19 protein-coding genes are annotated in these 20649 nt (G+C 67.4%); 8 read left to right on the plus strand and 11 right to left on the minus strand.

All coding sequences use genetic code 11. The features are described from left to right. Nucleotides 1-312: 312 nt before the first annotated feature. Both ABV408_RS16365 and ABV408_RS16370 read right to left on the minus strand, forming a co-directional pair. Nucleotides 313-834 (minus strand): DUF192 domain-containing protein, encoded by a 522-nt coding sequence (locus tag ABV408_RS16365; RefSeq protein ID WP_353979951.1) that lies wholly within the window; start codon nucleotides 832-834, stop codon nucleotides 313-315. Next, nucleotides 818-982, minus strand: a complete 165-nt coding sequence (locus tag ABV408_RS16370; RefSeq protein WP_353979952.1) for a hypothetical protein — start codon at nucleotides 980-982, stop codon at nucleotides 818-820. Before ABV408_RS16370 ends, ABV408_RS16365 begins: the two co-directional genes overlap by 17 nt. Nucleotides 983-1190: 208 nt before the next feature. Here ABV408_RS16370 and ABV408_RS16375 point away from each other — a divergent pair, with 208 nt between their 5' ends. From ABV408_RS16375 to ABV408_RS16405, 7 genes are all read left to right on the plus strand, one after another. Next, nucleotides 1191-2060 (plus strand): EamA family transporter, encoded by an 870-nt coding sequence (locus ABV408_RS16375; RefSeq protein ID WP_353979953.1) that lies wholly within the window; start codon nucleotides 1191-1193, stop codon nucleotides 2058-2060. Nucleotides 2061-2182: 122 nt separating this feature from the next. Continuing rightward, on the plus strand, nucleotides 2183-2644 hold the full coding sequence (locus ABV408_RS16380; RefSeq protein WP_353979954.1) for a GNAT family N-acetyltransferase: 462 nt from the start codon (nucleotides 2183-2185) through the stop codon (nucleotides 2642-2644). Nucleotides 2645-2681: 37 nt separating this feature from the next. Further along, nucleotides 2682-3389, plus strand: coding sequence for a hypothetical protein (locus tag ABV408_RS16385; RefSeq protein ID WP_353979955.1), 708 nt, complete (start codon nucleotides 2682-2684; stop codon nucleotides 3387-3389). Further along, nucleotides 3359-4942, plus strand: a complete 1584-nt coding sequence (locus ABV408_RS16390) for a GGDEF domain-containing protein (protein ID WP_353979956.1) — start codon at nucleotides 3359-3361, stop codon at nucleotides 4940-4942. Before ABV408_RS16385 ends, ABV408_RS16390 begins: the two co-directional genes overlap by 31 nt. A gap of 193 nt (nucleotides 4943-5135) precedes the next feature. After that, nucleotides 5136-5354 (plus strand): DUF1656 domain-containing protein, encoded by a 219-nt coding sequence (locus ABV408_RS16395; RefSeq protein ID WP_353979957.1) that lies wholly within the window; start codon nucleotides 5136-5138, stop codon nucleotides 5352-5354. Continuing rightward, nucleotides 5354-6373, plus strand: coding sequence for an HlyD family secretion protein (locus ABV408_RS16400; protein ID WP_353979959.1), 1020 nt, complete (start codon nucleotides 5354-5356; stop codon nucleotides 6371-6373). The genes ABV408_RS16395 and ABV408_RS16400 overlap by 1 nt, the downstream gene beginning before the upstream one ends. 4 nt (nucleotides 6374-6377) lie before the next feature. Continuing rightward, a complete protein-coding gene (locus ABV408_RS16405) occupies nucleotides 6378-8441 on the plus strand; it encodes an FUSC family protein (protein WP_353979960.1) in 2064 nt (687 codons plus the stop codon). A gap of 21 nt (nucleotides 8442-8462) precedes the next feature. Here ABV408_RS16405 and ABV408_RS16410 read toward each other — a convergent pair whose 3' ends face one another. From ABV408_RS16410 to ABV408_RS16440, 7 genes are all read right to left on the minus strand, one after another. Continuing rightward, nucleotides 8463-9497 carry a trans-3-hydroxy-L-proline dehydratase gene (locus tag ABV408_RS16410; protein WP_353979961.1) on the minus strand — a complete coding sequence of 345 codons (1035 nt, stop codon included), beginning with the start codon at nucleotides 9495-9497 and terminating at the stop codon, nucleotides 8463-8465. Between the two features lie 35 nt (nucleotides 9498-9532). Beyond that, nucleotides 9533-10240: an ABC transporter ATP-binding protein gene (locus ABV408_RS16415; RefSeq protein WP_353982251.1), complete on the minus strand. Its 708-nt coding sequence runs from the start codon at nucleotides 10238-10240 to the stop codon at nucleotides 9533-9535. 86 nt (nucleotides 10241-10326) lie between these two features. Then, nucleotides 10327-11103 carry an ABC transporter ATP-binding protein gene (locus ABV408_RS16420; protein ID WP_353979962.1) on the minus strand — a complete coding sequence of 259 codons (777 nt, stop codon included), beginning with the start codon at nucleotides 11101-11103 and terminating at the stop codon, nucleotides 10327-10329. Between the two features lie 10 nt (nucleotides 11104-11113). Continuing rightward, nucleotides 11114-12103 (minus strand): branched-chain amino acid ABC transporter permease, encoded by a 990-nt coding sequence (locus ABV408_RS16425; protein WP_207033366.1) that lies wholly within the window; start codon nucleotides 12101-12103, stop codon nucleotides 11114-11116. 1 nt (nucleotide 12104) lies between these two features. Continuing rightward, nucleotides 12105-13019, minus strand: a complete 915-nt coding sequence (locus ABV408_RS16430; RefSeq protein ID WP_035471257.1) for a branched-chain amino acid ABC transporter permease — start codon at nucleotides 13017-13019, stop codon at nucleotides 12105-12107. 101 nt (nucleotides 13020-13120) lie between these two features. Next, nucleotides 13121-14248 (minus strand): branched-chain amino acid ABC transporter substrate-binding protein, encoded by a 1128-nt coding sequence (locus ABV408_RS16435; protein WP_353979964.1) that lies wholly within the window; start codon nucleotides 14246-14248, stop codon nucleotides 13121-13123. A gap of 324 nt (nucleotides 14249-14572) precedes the next feature. Continuing rightward, nucleotides 14573-15865: a hypothetical protein gene (locus ABV408_RS16440; RefSeq protein ID WP_353979965.1), complete on the minus strand. Its 1293-nt coding sequence runs from the start codon at nucleotides 15863-15865 to the stop codon at nucleotides 14573-14575. A 339-nt stretch (nucleotides 15866-16204) separates the two neighbouring features. Between ABV408_RS16440 and ABV408_RS16445 the strand changes: the two genes are divergently transcribed. Further along, entirely contained in the window at nucleotides 16205-18760 is a 2556-nt protein-coding gene (locus ABV408_RS16445) for a membrane-bound PQQ-dependent dehydrogenase, glucose/quinate/shikimate family (protein WP_353979966.1), read from the plus strand. Nucleotides 18761-18851: 91 nt separating this feature from the next. Here ABV408_RS16445 and ABV408_RS16450 read toward each other — a convergent pair whose 3' ends face one another. Both ABV408_RS16450 and ABV408_RS16455 read right to left on the minus strand, forming a co-directional pair. Continuing rightward, complete coding sequence (locus ABV408_RS16450) at nucleotides 18852-19610, minus strand: SDR family NAD(P)-dependent oxidoreductase (protein ID WP_353979967.1); 759 nt, start codon at nucleotides 19608-19610, stop codon at nucleotides 18852-18854. 51 nt (nucleotides 19611-19661) lie between these two features. Continuing rightward, on the minus strand, nucleotides 19662-20432 hold the full coding sequence (locus ABV408_RS16455; protein ID WP_353979968.1) for a sulfite exporter TauE/SafE family protein: 771 nt from the start codon (nucleotides 20430-20432) through the stop codon (nucleotides 19662-19664). Nucleotides 20433-20649: the final 217 nt, after the last annotated feature.

The following is a 20649-nucleotide window of genomic DNA, read 5'->3' on the forward strand; positions in this document are numbered from 1 at the left end:
TTGCGTAACGGCCAGGGGCGCGTCATGCAGAGCGTCCTGGAGCGCGTGCCGATGGCCGATGTGGCCCCGAACCGGCGCCGGACACAACGGCACTCCCTAAGTAACATAGCTTATCCCGACGGCGAGCCATGTTATAGAGAGTTTCGTGCTGGCAAAACCCGCGCCTTGCCGCTTCTGCCTCTGGATCCGCGCATCGCGCCGCGGAGAAATACCACCACACACGCCAGGAGAAGCGGATCTCTCCGCCGCTGTCCGCGGCGGGCGCTGCGGACCGGGCGAGACCGCTATGGGGCATGCGTGACCGGCATACGCTCAAGGCGCCGTGAGCCAGGGGCCGAGATCGACCCGGTCGCCCACGCCGAGCCCGCGCTGGGCGAAGTAGCCGGCGTTGGTCTCCAGCGCGGCACGAAACTCCACCCCTGCCGCATAGGCCGGGCAGCGGCTGGGCATCTCGGCACGGCACGGCGGCATCGTTCTCAATGCACGGATGGTGCCATCCGCGCCGAGAAAGGCGATATCCAGCGGAATCCGCGTGCGGTACATCCAGTAGGCACTGCTGCCGGGCTGCTCGGCGCGGTAAAGGAAAAGCATGCCGGCGTCCTCGGGCAGAGCGTCGCGCGCCATCAGCCCCCGTGCCCGCTGCTCGGCAGTGGCCGCCACTTCGATCCGCAGCGTGTAGTCCCCCCCCGCTCCGCTCAGGCCCAGCCGGCCCGGCTCCACGGCCCCAGCCAGTACCGCCCATGCCAGCAGCGCCAGCGCCGTACCCCAGCGCAGCGTCGCTGCCGGCAACCGGCGCCCAGCTCGCCCCCGGGCGGCCTCAACCGAGCTCGGCATCGTCATCCTCGCGGGCGCGCGGCGACGCCTGGGCGCTGGTGGTCTGGCGCTGGACGGACTCACTGCCACCCTGACGGTGGTCGATCCAGGAGAGCATGGCCAGCTGCGTCACCAGCAGGCAGAGACAGATCGCGATTCCCTTCAACATTTTCGTATCCTCGATGGTCGACGACGGCGAGCGTCGGGCTCAAGATACCGCGTCGGCCGGGCTCGCCATAGCCCCCGGCGCCAGGCTCGTCATAGCCCCCTCCCCCAGGCTTGCCATGGCCCCTTGACGGCCACGCCCGCGGCGTTGAAAGTCTGGACCTACGAGCCCAAGGACCCACGGGCCCAGCCATATCAAAGGAACTCAGCGCGTGCCCCTCAAGGATTTGTCGATCGGCCTGGGCGTGATTGCCATCTGGGCACTCAATATCATCGTGATCAAGCTCGGCGTCGCAGAGATGCCGCCGCTGCTGGTGATGGTACTGCGCTTCATGCTGGTCGCCGCGCTGGTGGTACCGTTCACGCGTATTACCCGCGCCCAGCTGCGCTGGGTTCTGCTGCTCTCGATCACCTTCGGCGGGCTCCACTTTCCGCTACTATTCGTCGGCCTCGAACATGCCGAAGCCGGCACCGGAGCGCTGCTGGTACAGATGGGCACGCCCTTCGCCACCCTGCTGGCGGCACTCTTTCTCAGGGAGAAGCTGGGGCCGCGTCGTATCGCCGGGCTGGTACTGGCGTTCGGCGGCGTGGTGGTCCTGGCCGGCGGTCCCTCGCTGCCGCCGCCGCTCTCCACCGCGCTGCTGCTGGCGAGCGCGCTGGCCTGGGCGGTCTCGACGCTGATCATCAAGCTGGCACCGCCGATCCCGCCGCTGACCCTGACCGGCTGGATCGCGCTGTTCGCCACCCCGCTGGTGGCGCTCGGCAGCGCGCTGTTCGAATCCGGTCAATGGCAAGCCATCCAGCACGCCGGCTGGGCCGGCTGGGGCGCCGTGGTCTATACCGCGGTGATGTCCTCGATCGCCGCTTACGGGCTCTGGTATCGCCTGCTGCAGAAGCATCCGGTCAACCGGGTGGTACCGCTGACGCTGCTGATGCCCGTCTTCGCGGTGGCGCTGGGGGTATGGCTGCTGGACGATCCGCTGGGCATGCACAAGGTGGTCGGCGGGCTGCTGGTGATCGCGGGTCTCGCAGTGATCAACCTGCCCCTGCGGCGCCTGCGACTCGCCCGTCGGACGTCGTGATATAAGCCAACGTACGCCCTGCCCGGGCGTCCAGATTGCACGACTGCCGTTCTGGAATCGCCACCACTGACCGACTCACGGGAGCCGGCGTCATCTGCCGCTGCCCTGTTCGAGGAGACCACATGCCCCCAGCCGCCCCCGGCGTGACGATCGCCGCCATGACCCTGGACGATCACCCCGACTTCGTCGCCATGATGCAGCGCACCCCGGGCGTGGTGCTGCGCCAGGCCGATGGCCGCGAGGCCACCGCGCGCTATCTGGCGCGCAACCCGGGCATGAGCTTCGTCGCCCGCTGGCCCGGGCGATCGGGCATCGTCGGCTGCGCCATGGCGGGGCACGATGGCCGCCGCGGCTATCTGCAGCATGTCATGGTCGAGCCCGAATGCCGCGGACTGGGCCTGGGGCGCCAGCTGACCGAGCACTGTCTGCAGGCGCTGCTGGCCGCCGGCATCGAGAAAGTGCACCTGGACACGCTGGCCGACAACACGGCCGCCCACCGTTTCTGGACGCACTTGGGATGGTCCAACCGCAACGCCGAGATCGTCAGGTTCTCGCGGCTGCTGGTCGACGACCCCAACGCCTGAGCGAGACGCCACCCAACGGCCAGGAGCCAAACCGACCATGTCGACACTCTCTGCTTGCTTGACCAGCCTTATGTCCGTGAAGCGTCGCGGTGTCCCGAGCCAGGGGCGGCGCGGGCGGCAGCCGCTCTGGCTGTCATCGCGAATCTGGCTGATATCTTGCGCCTGGCTGCTGCTGGCGCTGGGGGCTTTGGCGGCCCGCCCGGCGTTTGCCGACACCTCCGGTGCCGCGCCCGATGCCACGCGCGATATGGCGTCCGAGGCCACGCGCGATGATATGGCGTCCGAGGCCACGCGCGATGATATGCCGTCCGAGGCCACGCCTTATCCGCGCGATATGCCGCTGCTGCGGCTGACCGACGCCGCCGGCAAGCCGCTCGCCACACTGACGCTCGGCGACCTGGAAGCGCTGCCCGGTCGCGAGGTGATGGGGCCGATTCCGGACAGTGGCCTGGGCTCGTCCCACTGGTATGGCGTCTCTCTGCGCACGCTGCTGGCGCATCAGCAACTGCCACTGCCGGAGAGCCTGCACGCCTATGCCCTCAACGACTACGATGCGATCATTCCCGCCAGCGACCTCTCCCGCTACGATCCGATCGTCGCCTACCGGCGTGATGGCCACTACCTGCCGGTGGACGCCTACGGCCCGCTGATGGTGATGTACCCCTACGATAACCACCCCGAACTCTATACCCGGACCTACTACAACCGCACCGTATGGCAACTCGACGAACTGCAGCTGCGCTGAAGGCGGCGGTACCGGACGGCGGCCGCCCATGGCACGCCCTGGCACTGATGCTACTGGCCGGCATCATGATGGGCGTGGCACTGGCGGGGCTGCACACGGTGGCCGACCGCGGCCAGGAGTTCGCCTCGCCCGGGCGCTACAACGAGGTGTGGCAGAGCTACAATCTCAGCCGGCAGGTCATGGCCCTGGCCTCGACCGCTGATGCCGTGGCCAGCGGCCTCGAGCCTCCCGCACGCCTCAAGCTACGCCTGGGAGTGATGCGCACCGCCCTGCTGCCGCTGTTGCACACGCACATCTTCGACGAGCAGGAGGGCGAGCGTCCGCAGATCCAGGCCACCCTGACCCACCTCGACCAGGCGACCCTGCGCTGGAACCAAGAGCTCAGCTGGCAGGAGGCGGGGGCCGCGCGCCAGGTGGCCGCCACGATCGCCGCGACCCTCGCCGACCAGGAGTCGGCACTGCATGCGCTGGTCGTCGCCGCCAATATCGCCGTCGCCACCCAGACAGACCACCAGCGCCAGACGCTGCAGCGCACTTTTCACTGGCTCTCGCTGGCCCTGCTGCTGCTCGCCGCCGGCTGTGCGCTGCTGGCGCTGAAGATCATCCTGGACCAGCGGCGCACGCGCCGCCTGGCCAACGACCTGCATCAGCTCAACCTCTCGCTGGAGCGGCGTATCCAGGAGCGGACCCAGGCCCTGCGCGACCGTGAAGCACTATTGCAGAGCATCCTCGACTCCTCGCCCAGCGATGTCACCCTGATCGGTGCCGATCAGCGGCAGGTGTTCTATGTCAGCGACAGCCTGCTCATCCAGAGCGGCGCCGACCACGCCAGCCGCTTCAGCCTGGCGGCGCTGTTCGTGGATCCCGCCGAGCACGCGCGCTTGGTCGCACGGCTCGAACGCGGCGAACTGATCTATCAGATGGAGGCCAGGCTGTGTCCCAGGGCGCCCTACTGGGCGCTGCTCAACGCGCGCCAGCTGCGGGTGGGCGAACAGCCGGCGTGGCTGGTGTGGTGTTTCGACATCACTCAGCGCCGACGCCAGCAGGAGCGCCTGACCCGGCGCGCCGACACCGACGACCTGACCGGGCTGAGCAATCGCCGTGCACTGCTGCAGGCGGCCGTGAGGCACCTGCGCCGGCGCCGCAACATGCCGCTGAGCGTACTGCTGATCGATATCGACCACTTCAAGCGGGTGAACGACGCGTATGGCCACGATGTCGGCGACGACGCACTGCGCGCCGTCGCCAACCAGTTGCGCAGCGCGGTGCGCGACCCCAGCCTGGTCGGAAGGGTGGGCGGCGAGGAGTTTGCGGTGGTGCTGCCGGAGACGACGCTCGCCGAGGCGGTGGCGGTCGCCGAACGCCTCTGTCGGATGGTGGCCACCACCCCGCTGGTGCTGGCCTCGGGGCCACAGCTGGCGCTCACCCTCAGCATCGGTGCGGCCGAGCGCTACCCGCGGGAGCCACTCAAGCAACTGATGCGCCGCGCCGATCGTCATCTTTATCAGGCCAAGCGCAGCGGCCGCGATCGTGTGGTGCAGAGCGAGAGCTGAGACGGACACACCGATTTCGGTCTAAACTCTGCTCACGTCAGGGATCGGCACGCGCAGTGACGCCGTCGCAGCGATACCCTGGAAGAGACGCCACCGCAGAGAGGCACGGCGCGCGGCATGTCACGGAGCCTGTCGGCGATTTATTAAGCATGCTAATATTATCGCCGCTTCGACGGATGGGCTAAGAGGTGTCATGGGTCTTCAGGAAATCGCGCTAGGTGGCATCTATCTCAGCCCCCTACTGATCTACGCCATACTCGGCCTCGTTGCCACGCTGGTCACACGCACCCTGCTGCACTGGCTCGTCGGGCAGCGCGCGCTGTGGTACGAAGCCTGGTTCGACGTTTCGCTGTTCGTGCTCTTCACCGCCGCCATCACTTTTCTGTTTACCGTCCTGCTCGAGAGCTCTTGATGCGCAACTCGCTCCGTATCCTCTTGACCCTGATCGTCGTCGCCATCGCCATCGCCGCCGGCGTATGGCTGTGGAACTACTACCTGTTCACGCCCTGGACCCGCGACGCCCGCGTGCGCGCCGAGGTGATCACCATCGCCCCGGACGTCTCCGGCTGGGTGCGCTCGCTCAATGTCAGCGACACCGGCTACGTCAGCCAGGGCGACACCCTGTTCGAGATCGATCCCTCGCGCTATCAGGCCGCCCTCGACAAGGCCGAGGCCAGTGTCGCCAACAATCAAGCCACGCTCGACCTGAAACGCGCCGAAGAGAGCCGCCGCAACCAGCTCAGCAATCGCTCGATCAGCGCCGAGGATCGCCAGATCGCGCAGATCAACACACGCATCGCCAAGGCCAATCTGGAGCAGGCTCAGGCCAGCCTCGCCAGCGCCAGGCTCGACCTGCAGCGCACCCGGGTGGTGGCGCCGGTGAGCGGCCACGTGCTCAACCTGCAGCTGGCAGCGGGCAACTACGTCTCCCGCGGCACCCCGGTGATGGCGCTGGTGCAGGCGCACTCCTATTACGTGATGGGGTACTTCGAAGAGACCAAGCTGTCGTCGATCGCCATCGGCGACCCGGCGGATATCATCCTGATGAACGGTGATACCCACCTGCACGGCCATGTCGCCGGTATCGGGCGCGGCATTGCCGATACCAACACCAGCCTCAACAACCAGCTGCTGCCGCAGGTTCAGCCCACCTTCAACTGGGTGCGCCTGGCCCAGCGAATTCCGGTGCTGGTGACCTTCGACGAGATGCCCGATCACACCCTGCTGAGCGCCGGCATGACCGCGACGATCCGCATCCAGCACGACGCCGATACCGAGCGCACCGACGCCAAGCCTGCACCGGCCCAGCCCGTCAGCACTGCAGCCCCGGCCGGCAGCGGCGTGGATCGACGCCCCACGCCGCAGTCCCAGTCGCCAACGCCGCTCCCCGACGCGATCCCCACCGAGCGCGCCACCGACGACGTGCCCTGATCCCATGCCGACGCTGCTCAAGCACTATCTGATGCCGGACGCCGCGGCGGTCAAGTTCGCGATCAAGACCACCCTGGCGATGATGCTCGCGCTCTACCTGGCGCTCTGGTTCAACCTCGATCGCCCCTACTGGGCGCTGATCTCGGCGGCGTTTCTGCAGATTCGACCGATGAGCGGCATGGTGATCGAAAAGGGCATCTGTCAGATCGGCGGCACCCTCATCGGCGCCCTGGTCGGGATCGCGATCATGGCGCTGTTCGCCCAGGCGCGGATCCCGGCACTGACCGCGCTGACCCTATGGATCATGCTGTGTACCTATGTCGCCTCGCTGTGGCGCAACAACTACACCTACGGGTGCATCATGGGCGCGGTCACCGCGATGCTGATCGTGGTGATCTCCAGCGGCAGCTCTCCCGGTGGGATGTTCGATATCGCCGTCGCGCGGCTCTCGGAGCTGGGCCTGGGCGCGATATGCGCCACCCTGGTGAGCTCGCTGCTGTGGCCCTCCAGGGTCGGCGAGCACCTCGCCACCCAGGCCGACAGCGTGATCAACCAGGCCTTCGAGCATGCCGCTTTGCGCCTGGCGGCGAGTGATGACATCCCCGCCATGCAGCAGGCCCTGCGCGGCAGCCTGGGGCCGCTCACGATGCTAGAGACCGATAGCCAGGCGGCGCGCTTCGAAGGCCCCGAAGGCCCTGGGCGCATGCGCGCCACCCACGTGCTGACACGCCGCACGCTGCGCCTCATGGCCACACTGCACGCGCTGCACCAACTGCTGCACGACCACGCCGACAAGCTCGACCCGGGCAGTGTCGAGATCGCACGCCAGGTCGCCGACGGCTTCCGCGAAGCGGAACACGTCAACGGCGTCCCCCAGGCACGCCAGGAGCTGCGCGCGCTGCGCCGCCTGGTCCACGAGAGCAACGAGTCCGGCCTGGCGCCGCTCGACCGTCGCGTGCGTCTGGGCATCCGCGAAGCGATCGGCCACGCCATGGTGATGCTGGACGCACGCGAGGCGATCGCCGACCCGGGCCGTCACCGCCTGCGCTCGGCCCCCCTGGCGTGGCACCGCGACCACCTGGCAGCGGGCATCAACGCCCTGCGCGCCGGGCTGGTGTTCACCTGCCTGGCCACCTTCTGGATTCTCACCGCATGGAACAGCGCACTGGTGGCGCTGCTGCTGGGCACACTGTTTTCGGCGTTCTTCGCCAGCCGCGACAATCCGGTGATGATCACCATGATGTTCTACAAGGGCATGCTCGCGGCGATCCCCAGCGCCTTCCTGTTCGGCCATGTGCTGCTGTCTCAGGCCCATGGCTTTCCGATGCTGGCCATGCTCTTCGGCACGCCGCTGTTCCTCGGGCTGATGGGCGCGACCAACCCCAAGATCATGGGCTACTGCCTGGCCTTCACCATCTTCAATATCCTGCTGACCATGCCCGGCAACAACATGGACTTCTCCTTCGACAGCTTCGCCAACCGCGCACTGTCGGTGATCATCGGTCTGAGCTGTGTGGTGATGGGATTCCGTCTGCTACCTGGACTGGGCACGCGGCTACGCCGCCGGCGTCTGATCAACGCCATCTCCCAGGATATCCACCAGCTGCGGCGGCGTTCGATCCGCGATGCCGAGACTCGCTTCAGCGGCCACATGGCCGATCGCATGCTGCAACTGGCACAGCACGACGACATGCTGCCGGAGGATCAGCGCCATCTGTTCATCCTGGGCCTCACCGGCCTGGATATCGGCAGCGCCACCCTGCGCCTGCGCGACCGCCTCGACGACGCATCGCACCCGCTGATCCGGCGCGCCCACCGCCAACTCTTGCGCGCCCTGGCCAGCGGTTTCGAGGAAGCCGCCAACGGCCGCCCCCCCCAGGGCGTACACGCCGCCGGCCAGCGCCTGGATGCGCTGATCGCCGAGCACGGCGATGTCCCCGCGGATCGCCGCGTGCTGATTGAGGGGCTGATCGAGCGCCTGGAACTGGCGCTGGAACGTCTGGCCAGGATCATGGCCGAGCGCCCGCACATCAAGCCGTCGACGGCCACCGCCAGCGCCAGCCATTGAGGCGGTGAGCCGCGCCCAGGCTCAGCTCAGGCGTCGCGGCCAGGTGTCGGCGATGCGATAGCCGGACGGCCACGGATCGTGCGGGTCGAGGGTGTGCTGATGGGTGCCGGTGATGAAGGCGCGGCCGCGGATAGAGGGCACGATCGCCGGACGCCCGCCGAGTTCGGTGGCCGCCTCGATCCGACAGTGGAAGCGCGAGCCCAGAATCGACTCGCCGATGAAGGTCTCCCCGACCGCCAGCCGGCCCTGAGCATGCAGCAGCGCCATGCGGGCCGAGCAGCCGGTACCGGTGGGCGAGCGGTCGAGCTTGCCGGGCTGGATCGCCACCGTGTTGCGCCCTACCCAGGTACCCTGCTCGCGCACCGGCGGCGCGGCGATCTGGCAGAACGAGACGTGGCGCCACTGCGGATTGTCCGGGTGCTCGAAACCGACCTGCTCGTTGACCGCCCGGGTAATGCGCATGCCCACATCGACCAGCTCGCGGGCCTCGTCCGGGGTCACCTGGAAGCCCAGGTCCTCGGCATCGACGATCACGAAGCTATCGCCACCGAAGGCGGTGTCCACCCTCAGGCTACCCAGCCCGGCGACCTCCAGGGTCAGATCGCGATGGGCGACGAAGGCCGGCAGATTGCGCACCTCGACCTCCTCCACCCGCCCCTGGGCACAGCGCGCACTCACCTCGATCAGCCCGCCCGGCGCTTCGAGCACCAGCCGAGTGTAGGGCTCGTGCATCGGCAGAATGCCGGTCTCCAGCAGCACCGTGGCAACACACAGGCTATTGGAGCCGGACATCGGCGGCGTGTCTTCCGGCTCCATGATGATGAAACCCATCTGCGCCCGCGGATCCTTGGCCGGCACCAGCAGGTTGACGTGGCGGAACACCCCGCCGCGGGGCTCGTTGAGCATGAAGTCGCGCAGCGTGGCGTCGGCGGCGATCCAGCGCGACTGCGCCCACAGGGTCTCACCCGGGGGCGCCACCACGCCGCCGACGATGACATCCCCCACCTCGCCCTCGGCGTGGCAACTGACACTGTGGATCACGCGCGTGCTGTGCATCGTGTCACTCCTCGCCATCCGCGTGCACCGCGGGCTCAGTCGCCCAGGCCGAGATAAGCCTTGACCACCGCAGCGTCCTCGCGCATCGCTGCAGCATCACCCTGCATACGGATCTCGCCGTTCTCGATCACGTAGGCGTAGTGCGCCAGGCGCAGCGCCAGACGTGCGTTCTGCTCGACCAGCAGGATGGTGGTGCCGGCTTCGTTGAGGCGCTTGATGATGCGCATGATCTCGGTCACCAGCTTGGGCGCCAGACCCATCGAGGGCTCGTCGAGCAGCATCACGCTGGGGCCGTGCATCAGCGCCCGCCCCATCGCCAGCATCTGCTGCTGACCACCGGAGAGCAGCGAACCATCCTGATGGCGGCGCTCGTGGAGGATCGGGAACAGCGCGTAGACCTCCTCCAGCCGCTGCCGGCGCAGCGCGCCGTCCTTGACGGTAAAGGCACCCAGTTCGAGGTTCTCCTTCACCGTCAGCCCGCGCAGCACACGCCGGCCTTCGGGCACGTGGACCACGCCGCGGCGGGCGATCCGATGCGCCGGCAGCCGGGCGATCGACTCCCCCTCGAGGCAGACGTCACCCTGACGCGCCCGCACCAGCCCGGAGATGGTCTTCAGCGTGGTCGACTTGCCGGCGCCGTTGCTGCCCAGCAGGGTCACGATCTCGCCCTGGCGCACCTCCAGCGACACCCCGCGCAGGGCCTGGATCTGTCCATAGAATGCATCCACCCCGCTCAGGCTCAGGCGCACCTCGCCCTGGCGCAGCGCACCCTGCCCCCCTGCGGCCGGCGGGCTCGCCGCCGCCACCTCGTCGGCTCTCGTCGTCTGTGTCACAGCGCCAACTCCTCGTCGTCCTGGCCCAGATAGGCCTCGATCACCCGCGGATCGTTGGCCACCGCCTGGGGCGTGCCTTCGGTGATCAGGCTGCCGTGGTCGAGCACGCTGATATGTTCGGAAACGTTCATCACCAGACTCATGTCGTGCTCGATCAGCAGTACCGCGATGCCGCGCTCGTCGCGAATGCGCCGGATCAGCTCGACCAGCGCCTCCTTCTCACTGCCGTTGAGCCCCGCCGCTGGCTCGTCGAGCAGCAGAAGCTTGGGCTCGGTGGCCAGCGCCCGGGCGATCTCCACCCGCCGCTGGTGGCCGTAGGCGAGATTGGTCGCCAGGCGCTCCTGGCTGTCGGCGAGGCCGACGAAATCGAGACACTCGAGACTGGTCGCGCGAATCCGCTTCTCTTCGGCGCGCTGACTGGGCAGCCGCAGCACCGCCGCCAGCGCGCCGGCACGGGAGCGGCAGTGCTGGCCGGCCATGACGTTCTCGAGCACCGACATCTCGCGGAACAGGCGCACGTTCTGGAAGGTGCGTGCGATACCCAGGCGGGTCACGCTGTGCGGCTTGCGCTTGACCAGGCGCTCGCCGTCGAAGGTGATTTCGCCACGCTGCGGCCGATAGAAGCCGGTGATGACGTTGAACAGTGAGGTCTTGCCGGCACCGTTGGGGCCGATCAGGCTCTGGATGCGCCCCGCGGCGACCCCGAAAGCGACCCCGTCGAGCACGCTGTTACCGGCGAAGCTCAGCGACACCTGGTTGAGTTGGAGTAGCATCGGCGGCTCCTCAGGATCGTTTTTCGGGCCAGATACCACTGGGCCGGAACAGCATGATCAGCAGCAGCAGCACGGCGAAGATCAGCAGCCGCAGGGTATCGAACTCGCGCAGCAGCTCCGGGCCCAGCACCACGATGAAGGCGCCCAGGATCACCCCGGGAATCTTGCCCATGCCCCCCAGCACCACCGCCATCAGGATCAGCACCGACTGCTGAAAACTGAAGCTCTCCGGCGAGATCGCGCCCAGGTTGACCGAGAAGAAGATGCCGCCGACGGCACCGAAGATCGCGCCGATCACATAGGCCGCCAGCTTGACCGCGACTCGGTTGATCCCCATCGCCTCGGCGGCGTCTTCGTCGTGGCGCACATAGAGCCAGGCACGCCCCAGGCGCGAGTCGAACAGCCGCTGGCTGGCGATGTAGGCGAGCACCGCCAGCACCGCGAAGACGTAGTAGAAATCGATCGAGCTATCGATGTACCAGCCGAAAAGTGACGGTTCGGGGATGTGCGACAGCCCGCTGGCGCCACCGGTGATCTCCAGATTGCGCGCGGTGAAGCGCACGATCTCGCCGAAGCCCAGGGTGACGATGGCCAGATAGTCGCTGCGCAGCCGCAGCGTCGGCCCGCCGATGATCACCCCGGCCAGCGCCGCCGCCAGCAGCGCGAACGGGATCGCAGCCCAGAAGTTGAAGCCGAACTGCTGGGTCAGGATGCCGATGGTGTAGGCGCCCACGGCGAAGAAGGCGGCATAGCCGAGATCGAGCAGGCCGGCATAGCCCACCACCACGTTGAGACCCAGGCACAGCACCACGTAGAGCAGCGCATTGGTCAGGATCACGGTGACGTACTGGCTCGACAGCCACGGCGTGACGATCAGGATGGCGAGCAGCACCAGATGCAGCGCGCGCCGCCGCCCGGGGGAGTCGAAGGCGGCATACAGGCGCTGGGCCGGGTTGCCACGGGGGCGCTCCTGTGGCGCCACGGGGGTCGGATTGGCCATGTCACATCCTCTCCACTTCGGATTTGCCGAGCAGCCCCGTGGGCTTGAACACCAGCACCAGGATCAGGATCGCGAAGGTGAAGACATCCTTCCATTCGCTGCCGATGAACGGGATATGGGTGCCGAACGACTCCAGCAGCCCCAGGATCAGGCCGCCGAGCATGGCCCCGGTGATACTGCCGATGCCGCCGATCACCGCCGCGGTGAACGCCTTCAGCCCGATCAGAAAGCCCATGAAGTACCAGATGCTGCCGTAGTAGGCGCCGGCCATGGTGCCGGCCGCGGCGGCCAGCCCCGAGCCGATGAAGAAAGTGATCGCGATCACCGCCGAGACGTTGATGCCGAGCATGCGACACATGTCTTTGTCGATCGCCACCGCGCGCATGGCGCGGCCATAGAGCGTCTTCGACACGAACAGCTCCAGCGCGATCATCAGTACCGCCGCCGTGGCCACCAGCACGATCTGGTTATACGAGATGAACAGGTTGCCAAGGCTGAGCCCGCCGAAGCCGAGGTCAGTGCGGAAGGCGGTGTACTGGCCGCCGGTCAGCGACAGCGCGGCGTTCTGCAGCACCAGCGACACCGCCAGCGCAGTGATCAGGATCGAAAGCCGCGGTGCCGCCAGCATCGGGTGGTAGGCGATACGCTCGATCACTACCCCCAGGCAGCCCACCGCCAGCATCGCCAGCAGCATCGCCACGAAGATGCCCAGCCAGCCGGCGCCGAGCACCCCGGAGACCAGCGACAGACCGCCGAAGCCGGCGAAGGCGCCGGTCATGTAGAGATCGCCATGGGCGAAGTTGAGCAGCTTGATGACCCCGAACACCATGGTGTAGCCGAGTGCCACCAGCGCGTAGAAAGAGCCCAGCACCAGCCCGTCGGCGAGCTGCTGGAGCAGAGAGTCGTACCAGGTCATGGGCATGCGTCCCTGGGCAGCGAGGGGAAGAGGCCGTCACGGCGCCGCCCGCCGAGCAATGTCTGCGCAAGTGGCGGGCGGGCCCTACGGCCGGCCGTGGATCAGGGCTGGTAGCGGGTCCACTTGCCGCCCTGCCCCTCGAGCACCACGAAGTTGCTGCGTGCCAGGGTGTGCTGCGGGGTGAAGCTGATCGGGCCGGCCAGCCACTCCTTGCCGTCGGCGCTGCCCAGCGCCTTGATGATGGCATCGGCGTCGGTGGAGCCGGCCTTGTCGATGGCCCAGGCCATCAGCTGCATGCCGTCATAGGCCAGCGGCGCGTAGGGGCCGGGGGCGGTGTCGAACTTGGCCTGATAGTCACTGATGAACTGCTTGGCGGCCGGCAGGAAGTCGGCGGTGGGGTTGGAGAAGGCGTAGACGCCCTCGGCGGCCTGCCCGGCGATATCGAACAGCTTGGGCGAGTTGGAGCCGTCGCCCACCGCGATGGTGCCCTGGAAGCCGCGCTGGCGCAGTTGCCGGATCAGCAGACCGCCGTCGGCGTAGTAGGCGGTCCAGAACACCGCCTGGGCGCCGGAACCGCGGATCTTGTTGACCAGCGCCGAGAAGTCCTGCTCGCCCTTGTTGACGTACTCGAAGGCCGACAGCTCGTGGCCGGCGGCGGTCCAGGCGTCGCGGGTCAGGTTGGCCAGGTCCTGGGAGTAGGCATCGCCCTGGTTGACGATCGCCAGCTTGTCGATGCCCTTGCCGGCAAAGAAGTCGACCGCGGTCTTGGCCTGGTCGGCGCCGGTCGAATTGATCATGAAGGCGTTGCCGGGGTTGGCGGGGATCAACTGGGTCGAGTTGGCCGCGACGATCACGAACGGAATATTGGCGTCACCGTAGATCTTCAACGTCGGCTGAGTGGCACCGGAGCAGTAGCCGCCGACCACGCCGACCACCTCCTGCGAGGCCAGACGGCTGGCAGCGTTGACCGACTGCTGCGGGTCACAGGCGGTATCGCCGCTGACCAGCGTGATCTGGCGTCCGCCGAGCAGGCCGCCCTTGGCGTTGATCTCGTCGGCGGCCAGGCCGATGGCATTGAGCATGTCCTTGCCGTAGGTCGCTTCGGAGCCGGTGGTGGGCGCCTGGACCCCGATGGTGATCGGTCCGTCCTGGGCCAGTGCCGGGCCGCTCGCGGCCAGATGGAGGGCCGCCGTGGAGGCGATGAGCTTGAGGATCGTTCTCAGGTTCATGATTGCCACTACTCCCTTCGCTTTGCGCTTTATGGTTGTTGGTACGACGCTGATCAGGAGACCGCCTGCGTTGAGCGGTGCGCAGCGGGATGGGCAACGTGCCCTCCCTCTTTGCCACCCCCTCCTGACATGGCGTGTTACGCACTGATAGCACACCTCTTGTATAAAATATACGTTTCTAATGCTCGCAGATGGTCTTGGTCTACTCGTCAGACATGCAGCCCCTGCGGCGTGGCCAGGGAGTGGCACCAGAGGTGATTCCAGAAACGCGCATGCCCCGCCGAGCGAGCTCGACGGGGCATGGCATCGCGATCTGGCCAACCCTCAGTAGGTCAGACCGAAATGGCTCTGTACGCTGGTGTGCCAGCCATCGTCCACCGGCGAGCCGAAGTAGTTCAGCCCGTTCTTGTTGGTGACGATATCGAACCAGGCGTAGTAGCGCCCGGCGGTGACCTTCACCCCCAGATCGTTGAGCATGGGGTCGTCCATGTCGCCGAAGCCGCCGTTGACCGCCGAGTAGTCACCCGAGGCGGCGATATAGCTGAAGTCGTTGTAGAAGTAGAGGTTCTCCACCACGCCCCAATCGACGTCCATGCTGTAGGCCAGGCTCGCCGAATACATCTGCCCCTCTGCCGGGATCAGATAGTTGAAGCCGAAGGCACCGACTTGCAGCGCGTTGTCCGAGATACCCGATACGGTCTCGTCGGGGTTCTTGGCGTTGTACTGGTAGCTGGTCGCCTGCAACAGCGTGCTCCAGTTGCCGTAGTTGCCGTTCATGCCCAGCGCCACGGCCCAGTTGTCGCCACTTTTCTGGGTATTGTGGTTATAGAGCTGCCCCCCCTTGGCCGAGAGGTTGACCTCGGTGGTGTAGTCCGAGCCCTTGCCGAAGGTGTAGGCGGCGCGTGCGGCCAGCTGATTCTCTTCGCTGTTGCCCTGGGCGCTGTCACCGATCGCGTTGGCACCGTAGTGCTCGTTACCGTCGCCGAGCTGATCGGTCTTGAAGAAGGCGAGTGACGTATCCCAGGCGCCCTGGCTGTGGTCCCACTTGATGCCGGCGTTCTGGTTGTCGTTGAAGCCCGCCAGATAAGGCAGGTTGCCATACCAGCCGAGGTAGCCGTAATCCATGTTGCCGAACGGGGTCTGCACCAGGCCGAGCTTGACCGTATCGGCATCGCTGAAGGCGTAGCCCGCCCAGGCGTGGTGCAGGAAGCGATAGCCGTCGTAGAAGCGGTACTGAAACGAGTAGGAGAGCGGCCCCTCGCCACCGTCCATGCCGAGGATGAACTTGCCGAAGTCCATGTCACCGACGGTATCCTTGCTCGACTCGCTCCAGTCGTTGAAGGTGTAGCCCAGCTCGATCGCGCCGCTGAATTGCGGCGTCCCGACGTTGTCCAGCAGCGAGCTGTTCTTCTCCGCCAACTGGCGCGTCTGGGTGTTCTCGCGCTGCTGACTCGCCTTCTGCGCGGCGAGTTCGCGCCTGAGCTCCTGCACCTGCTGCTGAAGCGCGTCGAGGCGACGCTGGATCGCTTCGCTATCCTGCGAGCTCTGCGCGAATACCACGGGCGCGCAGGCCATCAGGCCCACGGTGAGGCCGATCGTCTTGTAGGTCTTGGTCACGTTGTTATTCCCTTGTCGTTGTCGATGCGGCCTCTGCCGGGCCGCCGAGAAACCGCGTCGCACGCGCTGAATTCGCGTAGACGCAAGGACGCGCGCTGATACGGCGTCCTCCATACAAGGTAGGCGGTTTCGACTTTTACCGTAACAAATCCGTTACCCATCTGACATCTGGCGTAAAGCCCCGTGGCGCGCGGAATTCGTCAGCTCGGCGCGGGCTGACTACGCTGGGAGCAGGCGCCCGACGTGGCATAGACGTCGTGCCCACGACAAATAAATCTGCGCCGCGCAGCGATCCACGGATCGGCGGAAAGGCACAGCATTCATTCAAGGGAGAGAACCGTGGCCAAATCCACCTCGTCTCGCGGTGCGGGCAGCTTGTTCGCCTGCATCGTGGGTCTCATCATCGCGCTAGCCGGACTCGCCCTGGGCGGCGGCGGGCTCTATCTGGCGCTGCTCGGGGGCTCCTGGTACTACCTGATCGCGGGCGTAGGGATGCTGCTCGCGGGCATTCAGCTATGGCGCGGCCGGCTCTCGGGCGCCTGGCTCTACGCGCTGGTCTTCATCGGCTCTTTCCTGTGGGCCGCCTGGGAGTCGGGGCTCGACTACTGGCGCTGGATCCCGCGCTTCGACCTGGTCCTGATCCTGGCGATTCTGGTCGCCCTGGTCACACCCGCGCTGCGCGGCGGCCCGCGCCCTCGGGTCGGCTTCGCGCTGGCCGGTGTCCTGTGTGTGGGGCTGATCGTGGCCGGCGCGCTGGCACTCTTGCCCGGGCGCGGCTATCAACATCTGGCGGCGGTACCGGCGGTCGCCGACGGCTCGCTGGCCACCGATGTCGGCAACGCCCAGCCGGCGGACGTACCCGCCCCTGGCGACTGGACCGCCTACGGCCGCGATTCGGCGGCCACCCGCTACTCGCCGCTGGAGCAGATCACCCCGGAGAACGTCGACCAGCTCCAGGTCGCCTGGCAGTACCGCACCGGCGACGTGCTGGATCAACGCTGGGGCGCCGAGACCACCCCGCTCAAGGTGGGCGATGACGTCTTTCTGTGTACGTCGCGCAATATCCTGATCTCCCTCGACGCCGCCACCGGCGAAGAGAACTGGCGCTACGACCCGGTGGTCTCCGAGGAAGCCATCCCCTACACCGCCGCCTGCCGCGGCGTGACCTACTACGAGGTACCGGCGGATCGCCTGCCCGCGGCGGACAGCACCAGCGCCGACGCTCAGGAGGCGGCCAGCGGCGCCCAGGAAGGTGACGCCAAGCGCGAAGAGCATCAGAACGGCGGCGACCAAGACAAAGAAAACGCGGTCGCCGCCGGCGACGCCATCGCCTGCCGCACCCGGATCATCTCCGGCACTCTGGATGGGCGCATCATCGAAGTCGACGCCGCCACCGGCAAGCCGTGCACCGATTTCGGCGACAACGGCCAGGTCGATATCAAACGCAACATGGGCGAGACCCCGCCGGGCTATGTCTCGATCAACTCCGCCCCGGTGGTGGTGCGCGATGTCATCGTCACCGGGCATCAGGTGCTCGACGGCCAGCGCCGCTATCCGCCCTCCGGCGTGATCAAGGGCTTCGACGCCATGACCGGCGAACTGCAGTGGGCCTGGGATGCCGGCCGCCCCGACCGCAGCGAACCGCTGAGCGGTGACGAGACCTACGTGCGCGGCTCGCCCAACATGTGGACCACCGCCGCCGGCGACAGCAAGCTGGGGCTGGTCTACCTGCCCATGGCCAACAGCGCCGCCGACTACTGGAGCAGCTCGCGCACCCCGGAAGAGAACGCGTGGGCCAGCTCGATGGTCGCGCTCGACGTCGAGACCGGCCTGCCCAAGTGGCACTTCCAGACCGCGCACAAGGACGTGTGGGACTACGACCCCGGCTCGCAGCCGACGCTGATCGACTTCCCCACCGACAACGGCGAGGTGCCGGCACTGATCATGCCCACCAAGCAGGGTGAGATCTACGTGTTCAACCGCGAGACCGGCGAACTGCTCGGCGGCGGCGCCGAGGAGCGCCCGGTGCCTCAGGGTGGCGCCGAGCCGGAGCAGCGCAGCAAGACCCAGCCGTTCTCGCTTTACGCCACCCTGCGCCAGCCGGACATCACCGAAAAAGACATGTGGGGCATGTCGCCGTTCGACCAGCTCTTCTGTCGTATCCAGTACCATCAGGCCAGTTGGGAGGGCATGTATACACCGCCCACCGCGGAACAGCCGTGGGTCGAGTACACCGGCTACAACGGCGGCTCAGACTGGGGCAGCGTGGCGGTCGATCCGCAGCGCGGGGTGATCATCGCCAACTACAACGACATGCCCAACTACAACGAGCTGGTGCCGCGTGACGTCGCCAACGAGCTGGGCTGGGTCCCGCGCGAGGAGCAAAAATCCGACCGCGGCGGCGCCGAGGGCGCGGGAGATCCGCAGGCCAACACCCCCTACGCGATCAACGTCAACGCCGGCTGGCGGGTGCCCTACACCGGGCTTTTGTGCAAGCAGCCGCCGTATGGTCATATCCGCGCCATCGAACTCTCCAGCGGCAAGACGCTATGGGACCGCCCGCTGGGTACCGCCCGCGCCAACGGCCCCTGGGGCATCCGCTCGGGCCTGCCGATCGATATCGGCACGCCCAACAACGGCGGCTCGGTGGTGACCGCCGGCGGCTTGATCTTCATCGCCGCGGCGACCGACGACCTGATTCGCGCGATCGACATCGAGAGCGGCGAGACCGTGTGGCAGGCTCCCCTGCCCGCCGGCGGCCAGGCCAACCCGATGGTCTACGAGGCCGATGGCCGCCAGTATCTGGTGATCGTCGCCACCGGCCACCACTTCATGCAGACCCCCACCGGCGACTACGTGATCGCCTACGCCCTGCCCAAGCAGAGCGATACCTGAGCGGCGCGCTACACTCACCGCAAGACCGCATCGCCCCGGCCAACTGGCCGGGGCGATGCGTTTCAGCGAGACGCCAGGACGCCGTGTCGGTTCAATCACGGTCGACGGCGAACGCCGACCACGCCTGCCGCGTCGGCATCACCTCCAGCCGGTTGATGTTGATATGCGCCGGCAACGTGGCCAGATAGAACATCTGCTCGGCGATATCCTCCGCGCTGAGCGCAGTGGTGCCGCGGTAGAGCGCATCCGATGCGGCCTGGTCGCCACCGGTGCGTACCAGGGTGAACTCGGTCTCGGCCAGGCCCGGGGCCAGGTCGGTGACGCGCACGCCGCTACCCTGAAGATCGCAGCGCAGGTTGTAGCTGAACTGCTGCACGAAGGCTTTCGACGCCCCGTAGACGTGACTCCCCGGATAGGGCCACTGACCGGCGATGGAGCCGACGTTGACGATACTCGCCCCTGCCCCGGTCTCGATCAGCGTTGGCAGTAGCGCATGGGTCACGTTGACCAGACCGGTGATATTGGTGTCGATCATGGTGTGCCAATCCGCGAGCTTGACCTGCTGGGCCGGCTCCGGCGCCAGCGCCAGGCCGGCGTTGTTGATCAGCGCGCGCACCCGCTTGAACGGCTCCGGCAGCGCCTCGATCGCCTGACTTACGGCCTGGTCATCGCGCACGTCGAGCACCAGCGTGTGCACCTCGACCCGGCTCGACAGCTCCTGGACCAGCGCCTCGAGCCGCGCCTGGCGACGCCCGGCGAGGACCAGCGCCCAGCCGGCCTCGGCGAAGCGGCGGGCGGCGGCGCGGCCGAACCCGGAGGTGGCACCGGTAATGAAAACGACGTCTTGCATGCTTGTCTCCTCGGCTTGATTGTCGGTGGTTGCGTGTCTATCGCGGTGCGCTCAGCGCAACAGGGTCTCTCGCGCCAGCACCCACAGCGAGAGCGCGATCAGCAGCGGCGCCACGCTCCAGCGCATCGAGCGCGGCGGCGAGCGCTCGAAGGCCCACTGCCCCAGCGCGTTGCCGAGCAGCGCCGGCAGCAGCAGCCAGGCGCCGCGTGTCAGCGTCTGGGCATGCAGCGCACCGGCCAGCCACAGGCCACTCAGAGCGGCGCTGCTGCTGAGCGCAAAGAACAGGATCGCCGTGGCGCGCAGCACCGCCGGCGGCAGCCGCTGCTGCAGCAGATAGAGCATCAGCGGTGGGCCACCCGACGAGGCGAGCGTCTGGCACAGCCCCGAGGCCGCCCCGGCCAGCCAGGCAGTGCCAGCGCGCAGCTCGCGTGCCGCACTGGGCACCGCCGTGCGCCCCAGCAGCAGCGCCAGCGCCCCGACCAGGGCCAACAGTGCGACGACGATCCGCAGTGGCGCGGGCGGAATGCTCGCCATCAGCCATACGCCGAGCGGTGTCGCCAGCGCCATGCCACCGATCAGACGGCTCAGCCGGGGACGGTCGGCCAGGCGCCAGGCGCGCCGCCACAGCCCCGCGCTGGCGATCAGGTCGAGCAGCAGGGCCAGCGGCACGGCTTCGAGCGGTGGCATCACGAGCATCAGCCCGAGCGCCAGCAGCATGGCGAAGCCGAAGCCGCAGTAGCCGCGCACCGCCCCCGCCAGGCACGCCAGCGCCAGGACAGCTCCCAGCGACGGCAGCGCCGGCATCATCGCCGCGACGCTCACCGTGGGGCGCTCCCCGGCCCCGCCCGCATCGACCCGACCATCGTCGCCCTCTCATGTTGTCAATCTGGCTATGGAATCCCGATTGTGGAATCCCGGCTATGCAAACCGGGCGGCGGCAACCTGCTGTGGAAAAGCTGGCTTCATGCTCCACGCCAAGCACCTTAAGCGCCCCGGGCGGCACGACCGTAGGGCCAGTTGTGGCGACTCCTCGGGACAT

This window comes from Salinicola endophyticus (assembly GCF_040536835.1).
In the GTDB taxonomy this organism is placed as follows: Bacteria; Pseudomonadota; Gammaproteobacteria; order Pseudomonadales; family Halomonadaceae; genus Salinicola; species Salinicola endophyticus_A.

Bases quoted from the DNA above. Each gene is read 5' to 3' on its own strand.
- ABV408_RS16365 (WP_353979951.1), bottom strand. From the start codon at position 834: ATGCCGAGCTCGGTTGAGGCCGCCCGGGGGCGAGCTGGGCGCCGGTTG.
- ABV408_RS16370 (WP_353979952.1), bottom strand. From the start codon at position 982: ATGTTGAAGGGAATCGCGATCTGTCTCTGCCTGCTGGTGACGCAGCTG.
- ABV408_RS16380 (WP_353979954.1), top strand. From the start codon at position 2,183: ATGCCCCCAGCCGCCCCCGGCGTGACGATCGCCGCCATGACCCTGGAC.
- ABV408_RS16385 (WP_353979955.1), top strand. From the start codon at position 2,682: ATGTCGACACTCTCTGCTTGCTTGACCAGCCTTATGTCCGTGAAGCGT.
- ABV408_RS16390 (WP_353979956.1), top strand. From the start codon at position 3,359: ATGGCAACTCGACGAACTGCAGCTGCGCTGAAGGCGGCGGTACCGGAC.
- ABV408_RS16395 (WP_353979957.1), top strand. From the start codon at position 5,136: ATGGGTCTTCAGGAAATCGCGCTAGGTGGCATCTATCTCAGCCCCCTA.
- ABV408_RS16400 (WP_353979959.1), top strand. From the start codon at position 5,354: ATGCGCAACTCGCTCCGTATCCTCTTGACCCTGATCGTCGTCGCCATC.
- ABV408_RS16405 (WP_353979960.1), top strand. From the start codon at position 6,378: ATGCCGACGCTGCTCAAGCACTATCTGATGCCGGACGCCGCGGCGGTC.
- ABV408_RS16410 (WP_353979961.1), bottom strand. From the start codon at position 9,497: ATGCACAGCACGCGCGTGATCCACAGTGTCAGTTGCCACGCCGAGGGC.
- ABV408_RS16420 (WP_353979962.1), bottom strand. From the start codon at position 11,103: ATGCTACTCCAACTCAACCAGGTGTCGCTGAGCTTCGCCGGTAACAGC.
- ABV408_RS16425 (WP_207033366.1), bottom strand. From the start codon at position 12,103: ATGGCCAATCCGACCCCCGTGGCGCCACAGGAGCGCCCCCGTGGCAAC.
- ABV408_RS16430 (WP_035471257.1), bottom strand. From the start codon at position 13,019: ATGACCTGGTACGACTCTCTGCTCCAGCAGCTCGCCGACGGGCTGGTG.
- ABV408_RS16435 (WP_353979964.1), bottom strand. From the start codon at position 14,248: ATGAACCTGAGAACGATCCTCAAGCTCATCGCCTCCACGGCGGCCCTC.
- ABV408_RS16450 (WP_353979967.1), bottom strand. From the start codon at position 19,610: ATGCAAGACGTCGTTTTCATTACCGGTGCCACCTCCGGGTTCGGCCGC.